The sequence below is a fragment of the Aeromonas sp. SER genome, assembly GCF_038739615.1.
Taxonomy (GTDB): domain Bacteria; phylum Pseudomonadota; class Gammaproteobacteria; order Enterobacterales; family Aeromonadaceae; genus Aeromonas; species Aeromonas jandaei.
The window spans coordinates 239,607-264,709 of record NZ_JBCGFC010000001.1; the positions used below are offsets into that span (position 1 = coordinate 239,607).

Below are 25,103 nucleotides of genomic sequence, written 5' to 3' on the forward strand. Positions count from 1 at the left end.
ACCTTAATCCTTCGCCTCCACCTGCTTGGGATCCTTGGTGCGAACGCCCCAGATGATCAGACCAATGATGAAGAATGCACTCGGCGGCAGCAGCAGCAGACCGTTGGGTACATACCAGCCACCGTTGTTCACCAGCGGCAGCAGCTCGATGCCGAACCAGGTGCCGGAGCCCAGCAGTTCACGCACGGTAGCGACGCTCAGCAGAATGGCGCCATAGCCCAGACCGTTGCCGATACCATCCAGGAAGGAGGGGAGCGGCGCGCTCTTCATGGCGTAGGCTTCGGCACGACCCATCACGATACAGTTGGTGATGATGAGGCCGACGAATACCGACAGCTGCTTGGAGATGTCATAGGCATAGGCCTTGAGCACCTGGTCAACCACGATAACCAGCGAAGCGATGATGGCCATCTGGGCAATGATCCGCACGCTGTTCGGGATCTGGTTGCGGATCAGAGAGATAAACAGGTTTGAGAAGGCGGTGACCGCCATGACCGCGAGGGTCATTACAAACGCTGTCTTCATCTGGCTGGTAACCGCGAGTGCAGAACAGACACCCAGCACCTGCAAGGCGATGGGGTTGTTGCCCAGCACAGGGGTCAACAGCAACTTTTTCATTTCGCTCTTGTCAGCCATTGTTGATTTCTCCTGCACGAACCTTGGCCAGGAAAGGACCGAAGCCCTTGGGACCCATCCAGAAGTCGAAGGTATGCTGTACGCCGTTACCGGTCAGAGTGGCACCGGAGAGACCGTCGATCTCGTGCTCGGAGCCAGCCGGAGCGTGACCCTTGATGACGCGCAGCGCCGGCATGCCATCCTGATCGAACAGCTTCTTGCCGACAAACAGCTCGCGCCAGGCCGGATTCTCGATTTCACCGCCCAGACCCGGGGTTTCACCGTGGTCGTAGTAGGTGATGCCCTTGATGGTCTGGCCATCAGCGGCAACCGCGACGAAGGCATACATGGTCGACCACAGACCCTGACCGTAGATGGGCAGGATGATGTTGTCGATCTTGCCTTCGGCATCCTTGGCGAAGAACACCGGAACCAGCTTGGAGATCTGACGCAGACCAGCCTTGTCGTCGGCAGCAGCCAGACGGATGTTTTGCGCCGGATCTTTGGCCGCCTGCTTGGTATCGAAGTTGTCGGCATCGCCGTCAACAAAGTTACCGGTGGCGAGATCCACCAGACGGGCTTCGATCTTGTCGCCATACAGCTTGGCCAGATCGCGCTTGGCCACATCGCTGATGTCTACGCCGGCTACGGAGAGAATGTTGCTCTGCTTGTCCAGCGCCTTGTTCTCCTCTTGGGTAGAACGCAGGCCAACGGCAGCAACGGATACCACGATGGAACAGGCCAGGCAGAGGCCGGTTACCACGCTGATGGTGCCGAAGGTTGAGTCTTTATTAAACGCCACGAGCAATCCTCCGCTTGATGTTTGCCTGAGCGACGAAGTGGTCAAACAGGGGAGCAAACAGGTTTGCAAACAGAATGGCCAGCATCATGCCTTCCGGGAACGCCGGGTTGACTACGCGAACCAGCACGACCATCACGCCGATCAGGGCGCCGTACCACCATTTGCCCTTGTTGGTAAAGGCGGCGGAGACGGGGTCGGTTGCCATGAAGGCCATACCGAAGGCAAAGCCACCCAGCACCAGATGCCAGTGCCACGGCATGTTGAACATGGGGTTGGTATCGGAACCGATGACGTTGAACAGCAGGGAGGTGGCGATCATACCGATCATCACGCCGGCGATGATGCGCCAGGAGGCGATGCGCATGTAGACGATCATGGCTGCGCCCAGCAGGATCATCAGGGTAGAGACTTCACCGATGGAACCCGGCAGGTTCCCCAGGAAAGCGTCCATCCAGCTGATAGCCTGACCGGTTGCACCGTTGATCAGTGCCATCTGGCCGCCCTGTGCCCACTGGCTCAGCGCGGTTGCGCCGGAGTAGCCGTCAACAGCAACCCATACGGCGTCACCGGAGATCTGGCCCGGGTAGGCGAAGAACAGGAAGGCACGACCGGCCAGCGCCGGGTTCAGGAAGTTTTTGCCGGTACCACCGAACACTTCCTTGGCCATCACCACACCGAAGGTGATACCCAGAGCAGCTTGCCACAGGGGCAGCTCGGGCGGCACGATCAGGGCAAACAGGATGGAGGTCACGAAGAAGCCTTCGTTGATCTCGTGCTTGCGTACCATGGCGAACAGCACTTCCCAGAAGCCACCGACCAGGAAGGCGGTCAGGTAGATAGGGAAGAAGTGGGCGGCACCGATCATCATCTTGCTGCCAATACCGGCAACAGCGGGATCGAGGGAGGCACCCAGCATGGTCGCCAGCGCATATTGCCAGCTGCTGGCACCGGCTGCCGAGCCCATGTGGGCGATCGCGGCAATGGCCTGGTTACCAACGTTGTACATGCCCCAGAACATGGCCGGGAACACGGCCAGCCACACCATGATCATCATGCGCTTCAGATCGAGCGCATCACGAACGTGGGAGGCGTTGCGGGTTACGGAACCCGGGGTATAGAACAGGGTGTACGCCGCTTCGAACAGGGCGTAGTACTTCTCGTACTTTCCACCCGGTTCGAAGTGGTGTTCCATTTTTTCAAGAAGTTGCTTGAAACTCATCGCTTAACCTTCCAGTTCAATCTTGGTCAGGCACTCACGCAAGATGGGGCCGTACTCGGTCTTGCCGGGGCAGACGAATGTACAGAGGGCCAAATCTTCCTCATCCAGCTCCAGACAACCCAGTGCCTGGGCACCGTCGGTATCACCGGAGATCATGTCCCGCAGCAGCAGGGTCGGCAGGATGTCGAGTGGCATCACCCGCTCATAGTTGCCGATAGGCACCATGGCACGGTCACTACCGTTGGTAGTGGTGGTGAAGTTGATCAGCTTGCCCTTCATCAGATGAGAAAGGGTGGTGCGGGTGATGGAGAACTTATTGGCGCTGGGGTTGATCCAGCCCAGGAACTCTTTCTCGCGACCTTCGCCCAGTACGCAAACCTGATTGTGGTAGCGACCCAGATAGTCGTGAACACCGTCAGCCTTGGCACCGCTCAGCAGAGAACCGGAGATGACGCGGTTTTCGTCAGCGCGCAGCTCGTTGTTGGTGAGCTGGCTGATGCAGGCACCCATGCGGGTACGCAGCAGACGCGGCTTGAGCACGTTCGGGCCTGCCAGAGCGATCACCTTGTCAGTGAAGATCTGGCCGGTGGTGAACAGCTTGCCGAATGCGATCACGTCCTGATAGTTGATGTGCCACTGCACCTTGGTGCTGCTGACCGGATCCAGGAAGTGGATGTGGGTACCTGGCAGACCGGCAGGATGCGGGCCAACAAAGATCTCTTCCTTGACCTTGGCCAGAGGAGAGTGAGGCAGACTGCCTTCGCCCTTGCAGACATAGACGGTGCCGTCGGTCAGACGAGTCAGCACGGCCAGACCGTCGAGGAACGCCTGAGACTGCTCCTTGATGATCAGCTCTGCGTTGGCGGCCAGCGGGTTGGTGTCCATGGCGGTCACAAAGATGGCGCGCGGGGCTGTGCCTACCGCGGGAACTTTGCTGAAGGGGCGAGTGCGCAGCGCGGTCCACTGGCCGGATGCAAGCAGGATCTCCTGTACTTTGCTGCGCTCGAGCTTGGCCAGCTCGGCAGAGGCAAAGTGCTCGAAGGTCACCTGTTCATCGGAGCCGTCCAGGTCGATGACCACGGACTGGAGAACACGTTTGGCACCACGGTTGATCTCTGAGACCACACCGGTGGCGGGAGCTGTGAATTTAACGCCCGGATTCTTCTTGTCTTCGAAGAGCTCCTGACCTTTGATGACGCGATCACCTACTTTGACGAACATAGTAGGTCGCATCCCCACGAACTCCTCGCCCAGTGTAGCAACACGGGTGATGGCGGGGCCATCGTAGATTACTTGCTCTGGCGCACCCAGCACGGGGATGTCCAGTCCTCTTTTGATTGTAATCATACTTAATTGCACTACCGTTACGGGAAGAGAGGTTGGTTAGCGCCGAGAAATACATCACGACGGGTGGTTGAATGAATCGGCATTGCAGCCGTGCCAGGCGGGCTGACACAACGATTATTAAACATGCGAGGTCATTCAAAAGCGCCTGAGTTTACCACTCAAGGTGCATTTTTTTCCATGCCAAATGGGCAAAATCCCCGTGGCATCACAAAATTAACCTGCAATGAATAATCGCCAAACCCCTTGTAACTCGTGGTTTTAAAGGTTTTTTATTTGCGCTTTGTCGAGGAAAGAGGAGGGGGAGACCTGGATGAGGCAGCCTTGAACATCGTCCGGGAAAATTGCATTTCCAACCCGTCAAAAAGGCTGGAAATGCACAGTATTTGTTTAATTTATGGCTATTTGCCGATGTTCAGGTTATCGGGAGGTCAATTGTGTCAGGAGAGCGACGGTTTGCCCACACAGCTCGGGGTCCGCGGGGCATTGCCTTTCTCCTGCCACTCGCTGCCGGTGTAGGTGTGCAGCGCCAGCGCATGAACCGGCCCTGCCAGTTCGTCGGCCAGAATGGCGTTGACCTGGCGATGGCGGGCAAGCAGGCGCTGTCCGGCAAATTGTTCACTGACGATGATGACCTTGAAGTGGCTCTCCGAGCCTGGTTCAACCCGATGCATGTGGCTTTCGTTGATCACTTCCAGCAGGCTGGGGGAGAGGGCTGCGGTCAGCTTGGCTTCGATCAGTTGTTGCATGGTCATCTGTGTTGTTTCCGAAACGTGAATGTCGGGCCATTCTATCGGCAGTTGCGGGGCTGAATAACCCCCTTGCGAGGGAAATCATCCATCAGCAGCGCGCTCTGACGCGCTTGCAACTGGTGAAATTCCTGCTCCTCGCTAGAATAGCGCCACTTTGCGTCGTCCCAGGCGCCTGTTATCCGAATCAAGCCGAGGTTGGACTCATCCTATGCAAACCCTTCTCGAGACGCCCCATTGCCAGCTCACGCTCTATCGTTATCCGCGCCTGAGCCAGGAGACGCTGCAAGCATGGGATGCGGCTGACGAATATCTGATCAATACCCTGGCGGAGGCGCCGCTCGAGCAGGTTGGCCCCGTCATCATCATGAATGACAACTTCGGAGCGCTGACAGCTTTTCTGTATGGCCATGCTCCCTGCTGCGTGACCGACTCCTACATCAGCGAGCGCGGGATCCTGGCCAATCTGGCCGAGAACGGACTGGATGTTGGCGGGATCACCCTGCAGGATGCGCTGGCACCGCTGCCTGTTACCCCCGCGCTGGTGGTAATCAAGGTCTCCAAATATCAGGCGCTGCTGGAGCAGCAACTGTTAGCGCTGCGGGAGGTGGTGACACCGGCGACCCGCGTCATCGCAGCCGGCAAGGCGAAGGATATTCATACCTCGACCCTCAAGCTGTTCGAAAAGTATCTGGGGCCGACTCGTACCTCGCTGGCCTGGAAAAAGGCGCGTCTCATTCACTGCGAGCCGCAGGCTGACCTGCCGGCGCTGGCCAACCCCTTTCCGACCGTTTGGCCGCTGGAGGGCACCGACATGCTCATCCATAACCACGCCAACGTCTTCTCGCGCACCAGTCTCGATATCGGGGCCCGCTTTATGCTGGACAACTTGCCTATCCACAGCGCCCGTCAGGTGATCGATCTCGGTTGCGGCAACGGCGTGCTGGGACTCTCGCTGCTGGCGCGGGATCCCGAGGTGGAGGTGACCTTTATCGATGAGTCCTACATGGCGGTTGCCTCGGCTCGGCTCAATGTGGAACAGAATCTGGCCGATGCGCTGCCGCGCGCCCGCTTTATGGTCAACAACTGTCTCGACGGTGTCGCGGCTGGTTCGGCGGATCGGATTCTCTGCAATCCTCCCTTCCATCAGTTGCAGGCAATCACCGATCATATCGCCTGGCAGATGTTCTGCGATGCGCACCGGGTGTTGCCTCGGGGGGGCGAACTCTGGATAGTAGGCAACCGTCATCTGGACTATCACAACAAGCTCAAGCGTCTGTTTGCCAACGCACAAGTCGTTGCGTCGAACAGCAAATTCGTTATTTTGAAAGCCATCAAACGCTAAAGGAAACCCATGATGAAAAAGTCACTCTTGCTGCTGGCCGCCCTGATGCTGGGCGGGTGTGCCACTCACTGGCCGGAGACGGCGATGCTCAACCCGCAGGTGATCCCCGCCAACCAGCAAGTCTACTCTGGTAACCGCATCACCATGGAAGGGGTGGACAAGCGTGAAGCCGCCTATGTCTTCTCCATCAAGTACAAGGAGAAAGCACCTGTGCTGGTCAACAGCGAACGTCCGCTCAACCTGCTGATGGCCGAACGGCTGGCGGAAGGGCTGCGCAGTCAGGGGCTGGAAGTGGGCAACAGCGGTACCACCAACCTGACCCTGGTCATCTCCAACGCCGCGGTCAATGTGGAAGAGAAGACCTTTACCTATGTCACCAAGTCCCGTGTCAGCTTGCAGGTGATCGCCGATTTTCAGGGTAACCGTCTGACCAAGCAGTTCAACATGTCCTCCAGCAAGGAGAGCCCGAGCGAGCCGAGTATGGCGGATCTGGAATCCACCCTCAACCTGCAACTGGGTAGCGCACTGCAGCAGATCATGGCCGACGAGGCGCTGCGTGGTTATCTGAAAGGTCAGCCTGCGACCACAGGGGTGTAAAGATGAAAAAACTCTGGTTGCTGGCCATGTTGATTGCCCCGCTGGCGTTCGCTGGTCCGAAAGTGAAGCTGGAAACCAACCACGGTAATATCGTGGTGGAGCTGGCATCCAAACAGGCACCGCAGACGGTGAAGAATTTCCTGCGCTACGTGGCGGATGGCAGCTATGACGGCAGCATCTTCCACCGGGTGATCCAGGATTTCGTGGTGCAGGGCGGCGGTTACAACCAGCAGTTCCAGCAGCTGCCAACCTATGAACCGGTAGTCAACGAATCCCGTGGCGGCCTGCCCAACAAGCGCGGTACCATCGCCATGGCCCGTACCCAGGCGGTCGATAGCGCCACGCGTCAGTTCTATTTCAATCTGGTCGACAACAACAACCTCAACGCCGATGGCGGTGCCGGTTACACGGTATTTGGTCAGGTGGTGCAGGGGATGGAAGTGCTCGACAAGCTGGCGCAGGTGCAGACTGGCTACAGCCCCATTCTGCGTGCCAACGATGTGCCGACCAGTCCCATCATCCTGAAGAAGGTGGTGTTGCTGGCTGAACCCCCGGTAGAGAAGAAAGCCAAGAAGTAGGTGCCAGTTTTCCCTGCCACGCTCTCTTTGGCTGGTCCGGTAACTGTTTTGAAGGCTCATCCCGTTTGGGGTGAGCCTTTTGTTCATCTATCTCCCTGCCTTGGCTATCGCGCTCCAACCTGCCAAAATGGCGCACTTTTCCCAGATTCGTCAGGTAGTTCAACATGATCCGCAAGCCGAGCTGGCGAGAATCCCTCGCCGTTTATCTCGAACCCAGAGTGCTGATCCTCTTTGCCATGGGCTTCTCATCGGGTCTGCCCCTGTTGCTGGTCTTTGGCACCCTCTCTTACTGGCTGCGGGAAGCGGATGTCAGCCTGACCGATATCGGTTATATGAGCTGGGTTGCACTGGCCTATGGCTTCAAGTGGCTGTGGTCGCCACTGGTGGATCGCATGCCGCTGCCACTGCTCTCTACCCTGCTGGGGCGTCGCCGCAGCTGGATGCTCTTCTCCCAACTGCTGATCGCCGGTGCGCTGGTCGGTATGGCGTTTTGTGATCCCAAGAGTGGTTTGACCCAGCTGGCACTATTCGCCCTGCTGGTGGCGTTTGCTTCAGCGACGCAGGATATCGTGATCGACGCCTATCGCATCGAGTCGGCACCGGAGCGGCTGCAAGCGGCGATGGCGGCCTCCTATATGACCGGCTACCGGTTGGCGATGATCATCGCCGGTGCCGGCGCACTGGCGCTGGCGGCCTGGTTTGGCAGCAACAGCGGGTATGACTATCACGGCTGGCAGGTGACCTATCTGCTGATGGCTGCGCTGATGTCCCTTGGGGTGATTACAACCCTCTTGTGTCATGAACCGGAAATCGATCTGGCGGGACAGAGCCAGCAGCAGGGGGAGCGAAAGGCTCTGTTGCTGGCCCGTGGCTGGCCTGCACCGCTGGCCAGTGCGGGGGCCTGGGGTTATGAGGCGGTCTGGAGCCCCTTTGCCGACTTCTTCCGTCGCTACGGTCACTCGGCAATGCTGATCCTGGCGCTTATCGCCTGTTATCGGGTTGCCGATGTGGTGATGGGGGTGATGTCCAACAGCTTCTATGTAGACATGCAGTTCAGCAAGACCGAGGTGGCCACCATCACCAAGGTGTTCGGGGTGATCATGACGCTGGTGGGGGCCGCCGTGGGGGGGGTGCTGGTGATGCGGTTTGGCACATTGCGCATTTTGTTTCTTGGCGCGCTGCTCACTGCCAGTACCAACCTGCTGTTCGCGCTGCTCCACCAGGTAGGCCACAATCTGGAGCTGCTGACGCTGATCATTTCCCTCGACAACCTCAGCGCCGGTATCGCGACTGCTGCGTTTGTCACCTATCTCTCGAGTCTTACCAATGTCGCCTTTTCGGCGACCCAGTACGCCCTGTTCAGCTCGGTGATGTTGCTGTTGCCCAAACTGCTGGCCGGTTTTTCCGGACAAATTGTGGAGCAGATTGGCTACAGTGCCTTCTTTGTCGGAACCAGTTTATTGGGTTTGCCTGTGTTGTTGTTGATTGTGCTGGTAGCCAGAAAGGGGAGTGCGTTGCTCTCAGCGGCTGACAAATAGCAAGCGTTTGCGTAGAATCGGGGGTGATTAGATTCACACTTCCGGATAAAGTTCCCGAGAAGTTGTTTCTCCCCCTATTTTATTTGATTAGAATTCCTCTCGCTCCTTGTGGGCAGGCTACGGAAAACCTCAACTAACGCACAAGAGACCAATAAAATGGCCAAATTTACCAAGACTCTGATCGCTGCCGGCCTGATGGCTGCTGCTGCCACTCCGGCCTTCGCTGCTGACTACAGTGGTGACATCCACAAAAACGATTATAAATGGATGCAGTTCAACGTAATGCACACCATCGACCAGCGTCCTATGAGCGCGAAAGATGGCTATAACGACACCTATCTGGAAATGGAATTTGGCGGTCGCTCTGGTCTGTTTGACCTGTATGGCTATGTAGACGTATTTGATATTTTCCAAAGCAGCCACAGTGACAAACACAATGGCAGCAACATCTTCATGAAGTTTGCACCGCGTCTCTCTCTGGATGCTCTGACCGGTAAAGATCTCTCCTTTGGCCCCGTGCAGGAACTCTATATTGCCACTTTGAACAACGTGGAAACCGGACACGGTACCGATGGCAATATGATGGAAAACATGATCGGTCTGGGTGCTGATGTACAAGTGCCTTGGTTCGGCAAAGTAGGTATGAACTTGTATGCTCGTCATGCAACTGAAAGTGGCTTCGCAGAGGAAGAAGGCGACTGGAACGGTTATCAGTTCTCAATGAACTGGTTCAAGCCTTTCTATACCTTCTCCAACGGTAGCTTCGTATCCTATCAGGGCTATCTGGATTATCTGTTTGATAAAGATACTCATGGTAATGACAACCAGAGCTCCAATGGTCTTGGGACTTTCCATGGTATCTACTGGCACTCCGATCGTTATGCGGTCGGTTACGGTCTGAAGTACTTCAACGAAATTTATGGTATCAACAATGGTGCGTTCGGTGGTCTGAGCACTACCGGTTTTGGTCACTACTTCTCTGTTACCTACAAGTTCTAATAAAGCTTGGGGTACAAAAAAACCGGAGCCTTGGCTCCGGTTTTTTATTTTCGCGCTTATTGCGTGACGTGCTCGGTAGCGGCGCCACGCAACAACATTATTTAGTCGCGGAAATTCTGGAACTGCATCGGCTGACCCAGCTCGGCGCCACGGATCAGTGCCATGGTCTCTTGCAGATCGTCACGCTTCTTGCCGGTGACACGTACTTCATCACCCTGGATGGCAGCCTGCACCTTGATCTTGGAATCTTTGATCAGTTTGACCAGCTTCTTGGCCACTTCCTTGTCGATCCCCTGCTTGAACTTTACGGTCAGGTGGAAACGCTTGCCGGAGTGAACGGAATCGCCCACGTCCATCGAGCTGTTTTCGATATTGCGCTTGAGCAGGGCGCCACGCAGGATTTCAACCATCTGCTTGAGCTGGAAATCGGCATCCGCCTCCAGCTTGACCTCTTCCTTGTTCAACTCGAAGCTGGCTTCTACCCCACGAAAATCGAAACGGGTGGCCAGTTCACGATTGGCGTTGTCGACGGCGTTCAACACCTCGTTCATTTTGACTTCAGAGACAATATCGAATGACGGCATAGCCGGGCTCCTCATGTTGCGTTATCGGGGGCCAAATCTACCAGAAATAAGGCAAATTTGCTGATTTTGATGGGGCTGCTCTGCTAGAATCTTGTGCGCACAGGATGGGTGGACCCGATAGTGTCCGCCAGCGACAGCTTCACTTATCCCCGGTAACAGGTTGAGAGGATTGCAACCCTTACCCTGACAGAGTCACACCATGCCAAGCGGATTAAAGAATTCCCGACAGCCTGCCACTACTCAATGGTCCATATTGGGTTGCGGTGCTCTCGGCGGCGTTTTTGCCTCCCTGTTGACCCAAAGCGGCCAGTCAACCCGAGTGTTGTTGCGCGAGCATCATCAATCCACCCTGCATCCGGGGTTTGATTTCACCTCGCTGGAAGGGCACGTTCAGCTGCTCAATATCGAACGTGGTTTCGCCAGCAAACCGGGCAAGATCAAGCGCCTGCTGGTGATGACCAAGGCCAGTCAGGTGGTTGCTGCACTGGCGCCGCTGGTTGGCAAGCTGGATGCTGAAGTGCCCATCATACTGCTGCACAACGGCATGGGGATTGCCGAGCAGGTTGTTGCCATGTTTCCCCACAATCCGGTTATTGCCGGTGTGACCAGCCATGGTGCCATGCAGTTGGGCCACTTCGTGTTTCGCCACACCGGCAAGGGCGAAACCTGGCTCGGGCCGGTCAATGAGGCCGCCAGGGCACATGCCGCTCTGGCTGACGAACTGGCACTGGCGCTCGGTCAGGCCGGTTGGGATGAGCAGATTTTGCAGCGTCAGTGGCAAAAGCTGGCCATCAACTGCGCCATCAACCCGCTGACTGCGTTGCACAAGCTGAAAAATGGCGAGCTGGCTGGCCCCCGTTTTGCTGATGCACTGCAGCAGGTCTGCGTCGAGGTGGCCGATGTGATGAGCGCGCAAGGCATTGCCACGACCGCTGAAGAGTTGCTGCGCCGGGTGATGACAGTGGTCGAGCTGACCGCCGACAACTACTCCTCCATGTGTCAGGATATGGAGCTGGGTCGAGAGACCGAGATTGAAGCGATCACCGGATTCCTCTTGGCCAAAGCGGCCGAGCATGGCATCGCGGTCCCGGTCAATCAGGGGCTCTATCAGGCGGTCAAAGAGAAGAGTCAGACCGCCTGACTCTGACGAGGTCAACAGCAAGGAGGCAAAGATGAGCGTACTGGTTCTGGTTGCGCCCGGATCGGAAGAGATCGAGACGGTGGCGATTGTCGATACCTTGGTGCGTGCCCAGCTGGAGGTGGTGTTGGCCTCCTGTTGCCCGCTTGGCGAGCGCCAGATCAAGGCGTCGCGCGGGGTCCAGCTGGTGGCCGACTGCCATATCGATGAGCTGGCTCATCGTGATTTTGAGGCTATCGTGGTGCCGGGTGGCCTGCCTGGCAGCGAAGTGATCCGCGATACCCCGCTTGTTATCGAGCTGCTCAGGGCGCAGGCGAGCGCTGGTCGCTGGCGAGCCGCCATCTGCGCAGCTCCTGCCGTCGTGCTGCACCACCACGGCTTGCTGGATAAGGCTTGCGTGACCTGTCACCCCGCTTTTCAGGCTCGGTTACCGGCAACGCAGCTCTCCACCGCTCGGGTTGTAAGGGATGAGATGCATCGCCTGATCACCAGCCAGGGGCCGGGCTGCGCTATCGAGTTTGCCCTCGAACTGGTGCGGGTGCTGCGTAGTGATGAGTTGGCTGCTGCGGTAGCGGCGCCTATGGTGTTGCCTTAACCAAGGGTTATCTGCTTCATGAGCCTTTAGCTGCGCTCTCATCTTGTCTGACAACGGGCCCCCGCCATATCGGCAGGGGCCCGTTTTTTCTATGCCCGAACGATACCCCTGGTCAGTAGTCGTACTCTTTGCACTGTTTCTCTTTGAACTCGGTGCGCCAGCGGGAGAGCTCTTCCTGCGTGCCCAGCTTGTCCCCCTTCTTGATGGCTTGTTCCAGTGCCGCGATGCGATCGTAGAGCCAACGGCACTCGGAGGTCGGATTGTTTTTGCCGATCCCGGCGAACGGCAGCAGACAGAGTCCCAACCAGAGGTATTTCATTGCCAACACTCCTTGTTGCAGTGATTGATGAGGTCTCTTTGGAGTCTAACAGCAACGCAGCCATTGATTGAGATAGAGCTCCTCCCGGGCTTGCAGTAATATGATGCGATGTCTGTTTATTTATACAGTGGTATGCGCAAAATCATCCATATCGACATGGACTGTTTTTTTGCCGCGGTGGAGATGCGGGATAACCCCGCATTGCGGGAAGTACCGCTGGCGATAGGGGGGGCGTCCGAGCGACGTGGCGTTATTTCGACCTGCAATTATGTTGCCCGCCGCTTTGGTGTGCGCTCGGCCATGCCCACCGCGCTGGCGAAAAAGCTCTGTCCGCCGCTGGTGCTGTTGCCGGGAAGGATGGTGCTCTACAAGGATATTTCCCGTCAGTTAAGAGCCATTTTTCATCGCTATACCGATCAGGTGGAGCCTTTGTCGCTGGATGAGGCTTATCTCGATGTCACTCACAGTCGCTGCTGCGGCGGCAGTGCCACCCTGATGGCCCGGGAGATCCGTCATGCCATCGTCACCGAACTGGGGCTGACCGCGTCGGCTGGGGTAGCGCCAAACAAGTTTCTGGCCAAGCTCGCCTCGGAGCAGCGTAAACCGGATGGTCTGTTCATTATCCGCCCTGACGAGGTGGAGGCGTTTACCTGCCTGCTTCCTCTTGGCAAGTTGCCCGGCGTCGGGCGCAAGACGGCAGAGCGGCTGGAGGCGCAAGGGCTGTTCACTTGCGAGGATGCCCGGGCACTGGCGCCTGAGGAGTTGCAAAGCCGGTTCGGCAAGCTGGGCGAGATGCTGACGAGCCGCATCTGGGGTCTGGATGAAGAGCCGGTGCAGGCACAGCGGGTTCGCAAGACGGTTGGCGTGGAAACCACACTGGCAAGCGATCTCTGTGATGAATTGGCCTGCATGGAGGTGCTAAATCGACTGTTACCCGAGCTGGAGCGCCGCTTCCAGCAGGTCTGCCCGGCAGAACAGCTTATGGGGCAGGGGATCAAGCTCAAATTTGCTGATTTTCACCAGACAACTGTTTATCGCAGTCAGGGAGGATATCAGGCCGAGTTGTTCATACCCTTATTGAAAGAGGGGTTGCTGCGGGCGCAAGGGCGATCGGTACGTCTGCTGGGGTTGGTGGTGGGTTTGCCGAAAGAGGGAGAAGTTAACCAACTATCGCTGGATTTGCTCTGAGATAGTTAAGTTTTTGTTTATAAAGTCGATAAACTATCCATATCGCTATGACGTTAGGAATATTGGCATGAGTGCTCTTTCTGTCCAGGGTCGGATCACCCTGATTGCCGGTTGTTGTTTGTTGGTTACCGCAGCCGCACTGGTTGCTTCATCTCTTTTCAATGCCAACAAGATGCAGGAGCAAGTGCGCCAAGCAACAATGCATGAGGCGCAGCAATCGGCAGAAAACTGGATGAAAGCGATGGGGGCGGAGCAGGCTGCCAAGGTGACCAGTTATCTGGACGAGGCCTATTTCCGGGCGACTCTGCTTGCTGAAAATGTGCTGTTCCAGCGCAAGAATGCGGCCGACAACTTTGTTCACTCCGAGGCGCTACGTGGCGCTATCAACCAGCAGCTGCACGATGCCGCAGCCTCTTCCACCAATCTGCTCGGCGTTTACGCTGTGTTTGAACCCGATCAGCTGGACGGAGAGGACAGCAACTATCAGGGCTCCAGCGAGATAGGCTCCAATGACAAAGGGCGTTTCTCAACCTATTGGGCCTATGACAACGGCAAGCTGGTACCTGAGGTGCAAAACGAGGATGTGCTGGCTGACGAAACACCGACCGCGTCAGGTGGCGTTGAAAACGAGTGGTATCGTTGCAGCATTCGCACCAAGGCGCTCTGCCTGCTTGAACCATATCTGGATGACGTCGGCGATAAAAAGGTTCTGATCACGTCGGTGAGCACCCCTCTATTGGAGAACGGCAACTTGCTGGGGATGGTTGGCGTCGACATCTCTCTGACTGCGTTGCAGAATCTGGTTTCCACCATGGACAAGGAGCTCTATGACGGCAAAGGCAGGATCTTGCTGGTCAGTCATGAAGGGCGTGTGGCAGGTGCTGATCAATTTGATGTCACGCTGGGGCGAGCACTGGATCAGAAGTATCAGGGGTTGGCTGCTGACCTGAAAGGGTGGCTCAACCAAGGGCAGGAGCTGAGCCGCTGGAGCAGCGATGGCTCTATACTACAAACCTTTGTCCCCGTGACCATGCGTGGTACCGATCGCAAGTGGGGCATCTATATCGAATTGCCCCGAGCCGTGGTGCTCGCATCGGCCCAGCAGCTGCAAGAGGATCTCGCCAGTGAATCGAGTCGCAGCGTCGCCACCCAGCTTGGGATTGGCGCGCTTATCTCCTTACTGGCCTTGAGCTTTATCTGGCTGATGGCCCGTCAAATCGTTGCCCCCATCCGTGCCGTGGTTGCCCGACTCAAGGATATTGCCACTGGTGAAGGGGACTTGACCCAGCGGATCGAAATTCATCGTCAGGACGAGATCGGCGAGCTGGCCAAGTGGTTCAACAGCTTCCTCAACAAACTGCAATCGACCATCAGTCAGGTCATCGCTACGGTAGAAGGAACGCGTACCAGTGCCGAGCAGGCGGCTCACGTTGCCGAGCGCACCAGCAGTGGCATGCAGACCCAGTATCAGGAGGTCGATCTGGTCGCTACTGCCTTTGAAGAGCTCAGCGCAACGGCTCTGCAGGTTTCCGGCAACGCCTCCTCGGCGGTGGCTGCGGCCAATGAAACCGACGCGGCAGCCCAAGAGGGCAAGTATGTGGTGGCCGATACCCAGGAGGCGATGCGCAAGCTGATGGCCATCATCAACAATGCACTGCCGGTGGTTGAACGGCTCTCCGCCAACAGTGACAACATCAACGATATTCTCACCGTGATCCAGGGGATTGCGGAGCAGACCAACCTGCTGGCGCTCAATGCGGCCATCGAGGCTGCGCGGGCCGGTGAACAGGGCCGTGGTTTTGCCGTGGTGGCGGACGAGGTGCGCAATCTGGCGGGTCGTACCCAGAATGCGATTGTCGAGATCCAGAAATTGATCAGCGAGTTGCAGTCCGGCACCGGAGCCGTGGTCAAGGCGATCCACGATGGTCATGGTCAGGCTGACCAGACGCTGGGCAAGGTCGATCTCTCGGTGCGGGTGCTGGAGCAGATCATCCAGTCGGTCTCCACCATCCACCAGATGAACGAGCAGATAGCCCGGGCGGCGCAGGAGCAGAGCAGGGTCGCAGACGAGATCAACCGCAACGTCAGCAACATTCGCGATGTGAGCCACACCATCCGCGCCGAGGCTGCGACCTCCGCCGAAAACGGTCGCGAATTGTCGGCGCTGGCCGACAAGCAGCAGCAGCTGGTGGGTCAGTTCAAGGTATAAGGGAATGAAAAAAGGCGCCATCCGACAGGAGGCGCCAAACACATTCAGATGACAGACTGGGTCAAATCGATAAGATTTAAACCCCTCTTCCCGCAGAGGAAGAAACACAACACCACAATCACAGTCGAACGACTCACGAAAAACCCATGCAAACCAACATGTAGTAGAAAATGTGAGCCATATGGCGACTGATTGCTGGGCGAATTATGTTTATTCACTGGTCGACCCGCAACCGACAAATTATAATGCGCCCCATTAGAAAAACTCATCGTCGGCTGGTGTCATGTCTCGTCGTTTACCCCCGCTCAATGCCCTCAAGGCGTTCGAAGCTGCGGCTCGTCACTTAAGCTTTACCCGGGCTGCGGAAGAGCTGTTCGTTACCCAGGCTGCCATCAGTCATCAGATCAAGGCGCTGGAGGAGTATCTTGGCATCAAGCTGTTCCGCCGCAAGAACCGCTCCCTGCTGTTGACGGAAGAGGGGCAGGGCTACTTCCTCGATATCAAGGATATCTTTGCCTCCATCTCGGAAGCGACCGACAAGCTGCTGGCACGCAGCGCCAAAGGGGCGCTGACGGTGAGCCTGCAGCCGAGTTTTGCCATCCAGTGGCTGGTGCCGCGGCTGGTGAAGTTCAGCGAGCGCCATCCCGACATCGATGTGCGGATCAAGGCGGTCGATCTGGATGAAGGCTCACTGACCGATGATGTTGATGTGGCTATCTACTACGGCCGTGGCAACTGGCCGGGTCTGCGCTCGGACAAGCTTCACACCGAATACCTTATCCCCGTCTGCTCCCCCTTGCTGCTGACTGGCCCGAAGCCACTGCGCACTCCGCAGGATCTGACCTTGCACACCCTGTTGCACGACACTTCCCGCCGCGACTGGAAGGCGTGGTTCCGCCAGCTCGACATCGATGCGCCCAACGTCAATCAGGGCCCCATCTTCAGCCACTCCACCATGGTGATCCAGGCGGCGATCCACGGTCAGGGAGTGGCACTTGGCCACAGCGTGCTGGCTCAGCCCGAGATTGAGGCTGGCCGCCTCATCTGTCCGTTCGAGCAGGTGCTGGTGAGCAAAAATGCCTTCTATCTGGTTTGTCAGGAGCAGCAGTCCGATCAGGGCAAGATCGTAGCCTTCCGCGACTGGATGCTGGAGCTGGTTGAGCAGGAAGAGGCTCGCCGCAGAGCGCGACTCGCCGATGCATGAGGTGATCCGTGAGGGGGCTGTTGATGCCCCCGTTCGCATTTTATTGGCACATGGTGCCGGCGCCGGAATGGAACACGCCTTTCTCGCCGAGCTGTCGCGTCTGCTGGCCGGGCCGGATATCGAGGTAGTGCGCTTCAACTTTCCCTATATGAGCAAGCGGGCTCTGGATGGCAAGCGTCGCCCGCCAGACCGGCAACCCGTCTTGCTTGACCATTGGCGCGAGATGGTACGGGAATTTGCCCATCCCCGGCTGTTTCTGGCTGGCAAGTCGATGGGAGGGCGGATGGCGGCCGAGATCAGTGACGAGATCTATTGCGAGATGAATGCTGCAGGTTTGCTCATTCTCGGGTATCCTTTCCACCCCCCGGCTCGGCCCGACCGTTGGCGGGGCGAGGTTCTCAAGCAGATCAAGACGCCGACCCTGCTGCTGCAAGGGGAGCGCGACACTTTCGGTTCTCGCGTCGAACTGGCCGATTTTCCTTTCTCATCCGCCGTATCGGTCCACTGGCTGACCGATGGTGATCATGGTTTCAAGCCGAGAAAGAGCAGTGGTCTTTGCGAGCAGGATAATCTGCAACAGGCCGCCAGCCGGATACGGCAATTCGTTGGTGTTGTGCCGATGCCGGTTTGACGCATCGGGGAATCATAGAAGGAGAGTCAGGATGAGTATCCATCGACACTGGCTGGTGCTGGCCGGTTTTTTCGGGCTGACGGCAACCATGCTGGGGGCTTACGGCGCCCACGGACTGGCCGCCACCGGCATTGCTCCCGAGCGTCTGGCGGCCTTTAATACCGCCGTGCAGTATCAGTTTTTTCACGCACTGGCCCTGTTGGTACTGGGTTGGTGCGGGGTGCGCAGCAAGGTGATTACCGTTGCCGGCACCGCATTTGTGCTGGGGATCCTGGGATTCTCCGGCAGTATTTACGCCATGGTGCTGCTTGGCAGCAAGGGGCTGGGGCTCATTACCCCGGCCGGTGGCCTCTGTTTTATGTTGGGATGGGCGGCTCTGATATGGGCTGGCTGTCGTCTTGGAGGAAAAAATGAATAATCTGCTGCTTTATTGCCGCCCCGGTTTTGAGAAAGAGGCTGCTGCAGAGATCACCGAGCGTGCCGGTAACATGCAGTGCTACGGTTTCGCCCGGGTCAAGGACGACAGTGGTTATGTGATATTTGAACTGTATGACGAGGAGCAGGCGGACCTGCTGGCTCGCAAGCTGCCATTCCGCGAACTTATCTTTATCCGTCAGATGCTGGTGGTCACCCATGATCTGAAGGATCTGGATGTTGCGGATCGGATCACCCCCATCATCGAAGCTGTTCGCGAATACACCATTTGCGGCGATCTGCGGGTCGAGACTGCTGACACCAACGAAGCGAAAGAGCTGTCGGCCTTCTGCCGCAAGTTCACCGTGCCGCTGCGTCAGGCGCTGCGCAACAACGAAATCCTCACCAAGAAGGAGACGCCGAACCGCCCTGTGTTCCACGCATTCTTCATGGCCAATGATCACGTGTTGCTGGGTTACTCCTACTCCTTCAACAACTCCGGATTCCATATGGGGATCCCGCGTCTGCGCTTCCCGGCCGATGCGCCGAGCCGCTCCAGCCTCAAGCTGGAAGAGGCGTTTTACGTGTTCGTGCCGCGAGAAGAGTGGGATACGCGTCTCTGCTCCGGCCTGAAGGCGGTGGATCTGGGGGCCTGCCCGGGTGGCTGGACCTATCAGCTGGTGCGTCGTGGCATGATGGTGACGGCGGTCGACAACGGCATGATGGCGCAATCTCTGATGGATACCGGTCAAGTCAAACATGTGCGCGATGACGGCTTTGTCTGGCGTCCGAGCAAGAAGAACACCTACTGGCTGGTGTGCGACATGGTCGATAAACCGGCGCGGGTCGTTCACATGATTGCGGACTGGTTCCGGGAGAATGATTGCCAGGAGGCGATGTTCAACCTCAAGCTGCCGATGAAGAAGCGTTATGCCGAATCGGTGCACAATATCGAGGTATTGCGTGAGATGCTCAAAGAGATCGACAACGCGTTCGTGATCCAGGCCAAGCAGCTCTACCACGATCGTGAAGAGATCACTGTGCATGTCTACAACAAGTACTGGGTTTCCAAGCTGCAACCCAAGGCCTGATAGACAGGACGCATATCCGAGATAGTAAAAAGACCGGCGAGGAAACTCACCGGTCTTTTTACTATCTGGCACTGGCTAGAAGCGATAATCGACGCGCAGGGAGGATTCGTCATTGGTGACCTTCAGCTCGATCTCGAGGGGAATGCTCTTGTCGACCGGATTGAGCTGCAGTTTTACTCCGTTGCCCCTCAGTTTGATTGCCGTATTCATGGTGCCGGTTCTGAACTTGACCTTGGGTTTGTAGCGCTCGAAAGAGAGGCTGACACTCTTTTCAGGGGTGAGATTGAGCTGCGGATAGGAGGAGATCTGCTGGTTGCCGTAGTTGTCGGTGGTGACTTCAATACCGAACGAGAGCGGTTTGGGAGCTTTGAGCAGATCGTTGGTATCCAGCGTAGAGCGCCACACTTCGCGACTGGTCAGCGCCTGCTGGCGCGGGAGCATGGCTCCCGGATTGGTGCTGTTTTCCAATGCGACAGCCCGGTCAGTCAAGAGTAACAACCCTGTCAAAAATACCATTCCGGTAGTACGCATCGGAGACCCTCCCTGTCACCTCTCCTATGAAAATAGACGGCAAAAGACAGCTGGGTGAGGTCATTGCGAAGATAAAAAAGGGAGCCGCAGCTCCCTTTCAATATCAATGGATTAACTCATAACCGCTCGATGATGGCCTGAGTAAATTCGCTGGTGGAGGCGCTACCACCCAGATCCCGGGTAACCCGATCACCGGATTCGATAGTGGTGCGTACCGCCTCGCGGATCCGCTCCGCTTTATCCTGCATGCCGAGGTACTCCAGCATCTGGATGGAGGCGAGGATCACCGAGGTCGGGTTGGCGATGTTCTTGCCTGCTATATCCGGCGCCGAGCCGTGTACCGCTTCGAAGATAGCTGCACCATCGCCGATGTTGGCACCCGGCGCCATGCCGAGACCGCCAACCAGACCGGCGCACAGGTCCGAGAGAATGTCGCCAAACAGGTTGGTGGTGACCATCACATCGAAGCGCTCCGGATACATCACCAGATTCATGCAGGCGGCATCGACAATCATCTCTTCGCTCTGGATATCCGGGTAGTGGCTGGCGATTTCACGAGCCACTTCGAGGAACAGGCCGGAGGTTGACTTGAGGATGTTGGCCTTGTGGATGATGGTGACCTTCTTGCGCCCCTCCTGACGGGCCAGCTCGAAGGCGAATTTGACGATGCGCTCGGCCCCCTCGCGGGTGATGATGCTCATCGCCTCGGCGCTCTTGTTGTCATCGCTGCGCTTCTGGCCCGCGCCCGAATACATCCCTTCGGTATTTTCGCGCACCGTGATGATGTCGATGTTTTCGTAACGGCTCTTGGTGCCTTTGAAGGAGATGACCGGACGCACGTTGGCGTAGAGGTTGAATTTCTTGCGCAGGGAGACGTTGATGGAGGTAAAACCGCCGCCAACCGGAGTGGTGAGCGGCCCTTTCAGGGTGACCTTGTTCTTCTCGATCAGATCCAGCGTCGCCTGTGGCAGCAGTTCGCCATGCTTTTCAAGGGCAACCAGACCCGCATCTGCATACTCATATTCGAAATCACAGCCTGCGTGGGTCAGGATCTGGATGGCTGATTCGATGATGCTGGGGCCAATGCCGTCGCCCGGGATAACGGTAATTGTTCTTTTGGACATGAGAGGGTTCCACTTCCAGGGTATAGGGGAGGATGGGGCTGCTTTATATCATTTACTTAGCAATCCAACCACATTCCTTTACATTCTACTCATTTTCATCAACGACGAGGGTGAGTCTCGTCATGGTTCGCACCCTTGCCTGCATTTTTGTTCGGGCGTTATTCGGGCTGGGGCGGGTACCGGATGTCCCGCAGGTTGAATCCCAGCGGAATATCCTGTTGCAACCGCACCAATCGCTGGGCCAGCAGCGCCTCTTCCCTGTGCTGACGCAGCTTGAGCAGCGCTTTCGCTGCCTCTTCCTGCTCGCTGGCAGCTAGCATGGCGGCCAGATCGCCATATTGCTGTAGCAACTGGGTAGCGGTCTTGGAGCCAATCCCCGGAACACCCTTGATGTTGGAGCCCCCGATACCGGTAAGCGCCCAGAAATCGACCAGTTGTGTCGGCGCAACCCCGTATTGCTGCTCGACAAAGGCGGCATCCAGCCAGCGCTTGTTGAAGTAGTCGCGGATCTGGATCTGCGGGCAGATAAGTTGGCAGAACCCCTTGTCGGTGGAGATGATGGTAGCTCTTGCCCCGTGTTGGGCAATGCCACAGGCAAGGGTGGCGATGAGATCGTCGGCTTCATCGGTTTGTGAAAGCAGGGCGTCGATGCCGCACTCCCAGAAGGCATCCTGCAGTGTGCCCAGCCCTTCGCGCAGCTCTGGTGGCATGGGTGTGCGTCCCTCCTTATAGGCCGGATAGATCTCCTTGCGCCAGCTATGCACCTCCCCGTCGAAAACCGCGATGACATGGGTTGGTTCGCTATTGGTCAGCAACTTGCGGCAGGTATTGACGAGGTTGGCGCGGGTGGCGACCAGCGCCTGGGCAGGAGTCAGCGCCTGCTGTGATTGCACCGCATGCAGACGGCGGATGAGGTTGAGGGCATCGATGATAAGCAGGTGTGGCCTTGGATTTGACATGGGGCACTCTTGGCAGTCGGAACGCCCCATTGTAACAAACCCGCGAGCCTGATGGGGGATTGATGGCCGTTGGCAGCTGAGTGGCAAAAGAGAGGGGCGCATTGCGCCCCTTGATTTACCTGCTGTACCCGTCAGCGTACGATTTCGTAGCAAGGCACATACTGACTGCCCGGCAGCTTCATCCGCTGCTGCTTGACGAAGCTCTCCAGCAGCTTGTCCATCAGGTGCATCAGCTCCTTGTCGCCGTGCAGCTTGAAGGGGCCTTTCTTCTCGATGGCGCGAATGCCGCCCTCTTTCACGTTGCCCGCGACGATGCCGGAGAAGGCTCGACGCAGGTTGGCCGCCAGCAGCTGGGGCGGCTGGTTGCGGTGCAGATCCAGACTGGCCATATTGGCGTGATCCGGCTCGAAGGGGAGCTGAAACTCCGGCTCAATCTTGAGCGACCAGTTGAAGGAGTAGGCATCGCCGACCGATTTGCGATATTCGCGAATTTTCGGCATCGCCTCTTTCATCACTCGCGCCACTTCCGGCGCATCGCCGACGATGATCCGGTAGAGGCGGGTAGCCGGTTCACCCAGGGTCGCCTTGACGAAGTCGTCGATGGCACGGAAGTAGTCCGCACTCTCTTTCGGGCCGGTCAGGATGATGGGCATCGGCTGGCGTTCGTTGGCCGGGTTCATCATGATACCGAGCAGATAGAGCAGCTCTTCTGCCGTACCTACTCCGCCCGGGAAGATGATGATGCCGTGGCCGAGGCGCACGAAGGCTTCCAGTCGCTTCTCGATATCCGGCAGGATCACCAGCTCGTTGACGATGGGGTTGGGCGGCTCGGCCGCGATAATGGAGGGTTCGGTCAGGCCGATGTAACGGCCGTTGCGTACCCGCTGCTTGGCGTGGCCAACCGCAGCACCCTTCATCGGGCCTTCCATGGCGCCCGGGCCACAGCCGGTACAGATGTTGAGCTCGCGCAGACCCAGCTCGTTGCCGACTGCCCGGGTGTACTGGTATTCGATCTCGTTGATGGAGTGGCCGCCCCAGCAGACGATCAGGTTGGGATCGGCGCCTGGCTGGATCACCTTGGCATTGCGCAGGATGGCAAAGACCACGTTGGAGATGTGGGTCGAATTGGTCAGATTGACCTGACGGTTCGATTCGAGCTGGTTGGAGACATAAAGGATATCGCGCAGCACCGAGAAGAGGTGCTCCTGAATGCCGCGAATGATCTCGCCATCGACGAAGGCGTGCTCCGGCGCGTTGAACAGCTCGAGTTTGACCCCGCGCTCGCGCCGGATCACGTGAATATCAAACGATTTGAAACGCTCAAGTATCTCTTTGGAGCTATCGGTGTGGCTGCCAGAGTTGAGCACCGCCAGCGAACAGTTGCGAAACAGCTGATAGATATCGCTGGAGGCTGTCTGCTTGAGGCGATCGACCTCGAGCTGTGACAGCAAATCCATGCTGCCGACCGGATTTATATGCGTAATCATAGGGTTCCCCTTTACTCATCTTGTTATCGTTGTGCTTTTCCCTGGGGAGAAAAGGGGATGCCTTCTTGCATCCCCTGACTTCGATAGTAGTGGTAACTGAGGGGGGAGGGAAATAGGGGGACGACTGTTCGCTGTTTTTTTGACCGCCAGTCAGGCCAGAGTCACTTGATCCCGACCGGTATGCTTGGAGTGGTATAGCGCCTTGTCCGCCCGCTCGAACACATCGGACGGGTTATCCCCCTCCTTGAACAGGGTGGCACCGATGGAGATGGTGATCTCCACCTTGGCATCCCGAAAGCGGAACGGAATGCTCTTGATGGTCTGGCGCAATGTTTCAAGGGGCTTCTGGAACTTGTCCGGATTGATGTTGGGCAGCAGCACCACAAACTCCTCGCCGCCGAAACGGGCGATGAAGTCGGTGTCACGCAGTGCACTTTGCAGCGCCTTGGCAACCACTTTCAGCGCCTTGTCGCCCGCCATATGACCGTAGTTGTCATTGATGTTCTTGAAGTGGTCGATGTCGATAATGGCCATGCAGAGCGGCGTGCGGTAGCGCAGCCAACGTTTGTACTCCTGCTCCAGCCGTTCGTCGAGGGCGGCCCGGTTGTGCACCTGGGTCAGGCTGTCGAGGAACAGCTTGTGCTTCTGGATGGTGAGCCGCTTCTTGTACTCGGCAGTCTCCTCCTTCATCAACCTGAGCTTGGACTCCATGGTGGAGAGGCGGGTGAGCAGATGGCGCTCCCTTGCCGCCGTGTTTTCGCGCTCCTGCAACAGCTGGTTGATGGCGCCCATATGGCCGGAAATCGCCTCTTTAAGCGCATCGAGAGTGTTGTGGCTGGCCAGCGTCTGATCGATGGCCTGCAACTCGTTAACCAGCGCCTCGCGGGTCTCTTTGGTCTCGTTGTGCAGGGCGCGCCCTTCATCCAGCGACTCGGTAAAACCGACGTGAACGGCGGAAAGGCTTTCGTTGAGGGTGCTCAGGAAGGCGCGGGAAGCTTTGCGCTCCTCACGAGTGCCCTCGATGATGAGTTCGATCACCTGCAGGCTGGTTTCAGCCAGCAGAGCGGGGTTGATCCCGATCAGCAGCTGGCGGCGAATGTCACTCAGGCTCTCGCCGATGGAACCGGCAAAATCGAGCTCGGTGATGAGACGCTGCAACTCGTCGGCCAGACGGACATGCTCCTTGAGATCGAAGGCATCGTTTTCTGTTTGGGGCTCGCCGGGGTTCGCTTCACTCTCGGCTGCGGGTTGCTCCGGATTGACCTGCAGGGGTTGGCTTGGCAGCAGCTGGATCTTGATGGCTTGCTGGTAGAACTCCAGCAGCCGGATCACCTTCTTCTGATGGTCGGCAATGCCGTAACCGGCGGGACTGGCCAAAAACTCCTTGAGGGATTTGCGGGTCTCTTCCGGAAAGCCTTTGATGGTCTTGAGCTGCCTGGAGCCCAGATCGATAGCAGCCTGGGTCAGGGTCATCGACTCTTCGATGGCATTGCTGTGCTGCTGCAGCAGTTTTTCGATCGCCAGCAGATCGGCGTCAAGGGCGGTGAAAGCGGGATTATTATCCAGTTTCTGCTTGAGTTTGGCGAAGCGGTTGTCCAGCTCACGGTCGAAGCCACGGCAGGAGAGCATCAGCTTGTTGATAAACTGAATGCCGCGGGCACGCTCGGCATCGGAGAATGAGAGTACTCCGTCGAGTTCCAGCTGTTTCTGCTGAAGGGATTCCCTTAGCCTTGCCAATTGTCCTGCTACGGCAGCGATATCATTCATTATCAGGTCGCCCTGTTGTCATTATTGTTTTTCGTGTCAGATAGCAACAGTGACCGAACCCGTTATCGAGCCTCGT

The 25,103-nt window shown here is 57.4% G+C and carries 25 protein-coding genes; 13 read left to right on the forward strand and 12 right to left on the reverse strand.

What is annotated here, in order from left to right; translation table 11 throughout:
* Positions 1-3 precede the first annotated feature (3 nt).
* The 5 genes from AAHA41_RS01225 to AAHA41_RS01245 form a co-directional block, all read right to left on the reverse strand.
* Positions 4-636 (reverse strand): NADH:ubiquinone reductase (Na(+)-transporting) subunit D, encoded by a 633-nt coding sequence (locus AAHA41_RS01225; RefSeq protein ID WP_033114212.1) that lies wholly within the window; start codon positions 634-636, stop codon positions 4-6.
* Positions 629-1,417, reverse strand: coding sequence for a Na(+)-translocating NADH-quinone reductase subunit C (locus AAHA41_RS01230; protein ID WP_041208044.1), 789 nt, complete (start codon positions 1,415-1,417; stop codon positions 629-631). Before AAHA41_RS01230 ends, AAHA41_RS01225 begins: the two co-directional genes overlap by 8 nt.
* Positions 1,407-2,636, reverse strand: a complete 1,230-nt coding sequence (locus tag AAHA41_RS01235; protein ID WP_041208045.1) for an NADH:ubiquinone reductase (Na(+)-transporting) subunit B — start codon at positions 2,634-2,636, stop codon at positions 1,407-1,409. The genes AAHA41_RS01230 and AAHA41_RS01235 overlap by 11 nt, the downstream gene beginning before the upstream one ends.
* Before the next feature lie 3 nt (positions 2,637-2,639).
* Positions 2,640-3,983 (reverse strand): Na(+)-translocating NADH-quinone reductase subunit A, encoded by a 1,344-nt coding sequence (locus AAHA41_RS01240; RefSeq protein WP_041208046.1) that lies wholly within the window; start codon positions 3,981-3,983, stop codon positions 2,640-2,642.
* Positions 3,984-4,420: 437 nt separating this feature from the next.
* Positions 4,421-4,735 (reverse strand): BolA/IbaG family iron-sulfur metabolism protein, encoded by a 315-nt coding sequence (locus tag AAHA41_RS01245; protein ID WP_033114216.1) that lies wholly within the window; start codon positions 4,733-4,735, stop codon positions 4,421-4,423.
* 205 nt (positions 4,736-4,940) lie between these two features.
* Between AAHA41_RS01245 and AAHA41_RS01250 the strand changes: the two genes are divergently transcribed.
* The 5 genes from AAHA41_RS01250 to AAHA41_RS01270 all read left to right on the forward strand — a co-directional run bounded on the left by AAHA41_RS01250 (position 4,941) and on the right by AAHA41_RS01270 (position 9,786).
* Positions 4,941-6,074, forward strand: coding sequence for a methyltransferase (locus AAHA41_RS01250; RefSeq protein ID WP_323068582.1), 1,134 nt, complete (start codon positions 4,941-4,943; stop codon positions 6,072-6,074).
* Between the two features lie 12 nt (positions 6,075-6,086).
* Positions 6,087-6,671, forward strand: a complete 585-nt coding sequence (locus AAHA41_RS01255; protein WP_043849300.1) for a YajG family lipoprotein — start codon at positions 6,087-6,089, stop codon at positions 6,669-6,671.
* Positions 6,672-6,673: 2 nt separating this feature from the next.
* A complete protein-coding gene (locus AAHA41_RS01260; RefSeq protein WP_033114219.1) occupies positions 6,674-7,249 on the forward strand; it encodes a peptidylprolyl isomerase in 576 nt (191 codons plus the stop codon).
* Between the two features lie 164 nt (positions 7,250-7,413).
* Positions 7,414-8,787, forward strand: a complete 1,374-nt coding sequence (locus tag AAHA41_RS01265; protein ID WP_108571658.1) for an AmpG family muropeptide MFS transporter — start codon at positions 7,414-7,416, stop codon at positions 8,785-8,787.
* 156 nt (positions 8,788-8,943) lie between these two features.
* Positions 8,944-9,786 (forward strand): outer membrane protein OmpK, encoded by an 843-nt coding sequence (locus tag AAHA41_RS01270; protein WP_215807416.1) that lies wholly within the window; start codon positions 8,944-8,946, stop codon positions 9,784-9,786.
* A gap of 101 nt (positions 9,787-9,887) precedes the next feature.
* Here the strand turns inward: AAHA41_RS01270 and AAHA41_RS01275 are convergent, their stop codons facing one another.
* Positions 9,888-10,370: a YajQ family cyclic di-GMP-binding protein gene (locus AAHA41_RS01275; RefSeq protein WP_104015496.1), complete on the reverse strand. Its 483-nt coding sequence runs from the start codon at positions 10,368-10,370 to the stop codon at positions 9,888-9,890.
* 199 nt (positions 10,371-10,569) lie between these two features.
* On the opposite strand from AAHA41_RS01275, the gene AAHA41_RS01280 reads away from it, so the two are divergent.
* The gene (locus AAHA41_RS01280) at positions 10,570-11,511 is read left to right on the forward strand and encodes a 2-dehydropantoate 2-reductase (RefSeq protein WP_042030228.1); all 942 of its coding nucleotides are present in this window, start codon (positions 10,570-10,572) and stop codon (positions 11,509-11,511) included.
* A gap of 31 nt (positions 11,512-11,542) precedes the next feature.
* A complete protein-coding gene (locus tag AAHA41_RS01285; protein WP_323068586.1) occupies positions 11,543-12,103 on the forward strand; it encodes a DJ-1 family glyoxalase III in 561 nt (186 codons plus the stop codon).
* 112 nt (positions 12,104-12,215) lie between these two features.
* Here AAHA41_RS01285 and AAHA41_RS01290 read toward each other — a convergent pair whose 3' ends face one another.
* Positions 12,216-12,422: a hypothetical protein gene (locus tag AAHA41_RS01290; protein WP_323068587.1), complete on the reverse strand. Its 207-nt coding sequence runs from the start codon at positions 12,420-12,422 to the stop codon at positions 12,216-12,218.
* A gap of 132 nt (positions 12,423-12,554) precedes the next feature.
* Between AAHA41_RS01290 and dinB the strand changes: the two genes are divergently transcribed.
* From dinB to rlmM, 6 genes are all read left to right on the forward strand, one after another.
* The gene (gene dinB / locus AAHA41_RS01295; RefSeq protein WP_323068589.1) at positions 12,555-13,610 is read left to right on the forward strand and encodes a DNA polymerase IV; all 1,056 of its coding nucleotides are present in this window, start codon (positions 12,555-12,557) and stop codon (positions 13,608-13,610) included.
* 67 nt (positions 13,611-13,677) lie between these two features.
* Positions 13,678-15,819: a methyl-accepting chemotaxis protein gene (locus AAHA41_RS01300; RefSeq protein ID WP_323068591.1), complete on the forward strand. Its 2,142-nt coding sequence runs from the start codon at positions 13,678-13,680 to the stop codon at positions 15,817-15,819.
* A 283-nt stretch (positions 15,820-16,102) separates the two neighbouring features.
* The gene (locus AAHA41_RS01305; RefSeq protein WP_005338622.1) at positions 16,103-17,023 is read left to right on the forward strand and encodes a transcriptional regulator GcvA; all 921 of its coding nucleotides are present in this window, start codon (positions 16,103-16,105) and stop codon (positions 17,021-17,023) included.
* Complete coding sequence (locus AAHA41_RS01310; protein ID WP_323068605.1) at positions 17,016-17,654, forward strand: alpha/beta fold hydrolase; 639 nt, start codon at positions 17,016-17,018, stop codon at positions 17,652-17,654. Before AAHA41_RS01305 ends, AAHA41_RS01310 begins: the two co-directional genes overlap by 8 nt.
* A gap of 31 nt (positions 17,655-17,685) precedes the next feature.
* The gene (locus tag AAHA41_RS01315; RefSeq protein ID WP_041208057.1) at positions 17,686-18,072 is read left to right on the forward strand and encodes a DUF423 domain-containing protein; all 387 of its coding nucleotides are present in this window, start codon (positions 17,686-17,688) and stop codon (positions 18,070-18,072) included.
* On the forward strand, positions 18,065-19,159 hold the full coding sequence (gene rlmM / locus AAHA41_RS01320) for a 23S rRNA (cytidine(2498)-2'-O)-methyltransferase RlmM (protein WP_201907843.1): 1,095 nt from the start codon (positions 18,065-18,067) through the stop codon (positions 19,157-19,159). The genes AAHA41_RS01315 and rlmM overlap by 8 nt, the downstream gene beginning before the upstream one ends.
* Positions 19,160-19,234: 75 nt before the next feature.
* Here rlmM and AAHA41_RS01325 read toward each other — a convergent pair whose 3' ends face one another.
* From AAHA41_RS01325 to AAHA41_RS01345, 5 genes are all read right to left on the reverse strand, one after another.
* Positions 19,235-19,690 carry a hypothetical protein gene (locus AAHA41_RS01325; protein ID WP_231499725.1) on the reverse strand — a complete coding sequence of 152 codons (456 nt, stop codon included), beginning with the start codon at positions 19,688-19,690 and terminating at the stop codon, positions 19,235-19,237.
* A gap of 116 nt (positions 19,691-19,806) precedes the next feature.
* Positions 19,807-20,814 carry an isocitrate dehydrogenase gene (locus AAHA41_RS01330; protein WP_042030240.1) on the reverse strand — a complete coding sequence of 336 codons (1,008 nt, stop codon included), beginning with the start codon at positions 20,812-20,814 and terminating at the stop codon, positions 19,807-19,809.
* A gap of 158 nt (positions 20,815-20,972) precedes the next feature.
* Positions 20,973-21,773 carry a flap endonuclease Xni gene (xni, locus tag AAHA41_RS01335; RefSeq protein ID WP_323068595.1) on the reverse strand — a complete coding sequence of 267 codons (801 nt, stop codon included), beginning with the start codon at positions 21,771-21,773 and terminating at the stop codon, positions 20,973-20,975.
* A gap of 131 nt (positions 21,774-21,904) precedes the next feature.
* Positions 21,905-23,260 (reverse strand): nucleotide 5'-monophosphate nucleosidase PpnN, encoded by a 1,356-nt coding sequence (ppnN, locus tag AAHA41_RS01340; RefSeq protein ID WP_033114234.1) that lies wholly within the window; start codon positions 23,258-23,260, stop codon positions 21,905-21,907.
* A gap of 150 nt (positions 23,261-23,410) precedes the next feature.
* The gene (locus AAHA41_RS01345; protein ID WP_071912266.1) at positions 23,411-25,027 is read right to left on the reverse strand and encodes a GGDEF domain-containing protein; all 1,617 of its coding nucleotides are present in this window, start codon (positions 25,025-25,027) and stop codon (positions 23,411-23,413) included.
* Positions 25,028-25,103 lie beyond the last annotated feature (76 nt).